The following is a 457-nucleotide window of genomic DNA, read 5'->3' as shown; positions in this document are numbered from 1 at the left end:
GGCGATCAGGACCGTCAGGCGATCCCATCCATCTCCACTGGCTCTCTGGGTCTGGACATTGCACTCGGCATCGGCGGCCTGCCAAAAGGCCGTATCGTTGAAATCTACGGTCCTGAATCTTCCGGTAAAACCACACTGACATTGTCCGTTATCGCTCAGGCACAAAAAGCCGGCGCGACCTGCGCATTCGTCGACGCCGAACACGCCCTCGACCCTGAGTACGCCGGCAAACTGGGCGTCAACGTCGATGACCTGCTGGTGTCCCAGCCGGACACTGGCGAACAGGCACTGGAAATCACCGACATGCTGGTGCGTTCCAACGCGGTTGACGTGATCATCGTCGACTCCGTGGCTGCACTGGTGCCGAAGGCTGAAATCGAAGGCGAAATGGGTGACATGCACGTGGGCCTGCAAGCCCGTCTGATGTCCCAGGCGCTGCGTAAAATCACCGGTAACA

At 59.3% G+C, this 457-nt stretch carries 1 protein-coding gene; it reads left to right on the top strand.

The features are described from left to right. A partial coding sequence (locus tag ACIONG_RS27525; protein WP_401303888.1) for an ATPase domain-containing protein occupies nucleotides 1-457 on the top strand: 457 nt, incomplete at both ends.

It is taken from the genome of Pseudomonas sp. NPDC087817, from assembly GCF_044742875.1.
Lineage (GTDB): Bacteria > Pseudomonadota > Gammaproteobacteria > Pseudomonadales > Pseudomonadaceae > Aquipseudomonas.
Note: the sequence above shows the minus strand (reverse complement) of the source record. Positions and strands in the feature narration are given on the sequence as shown.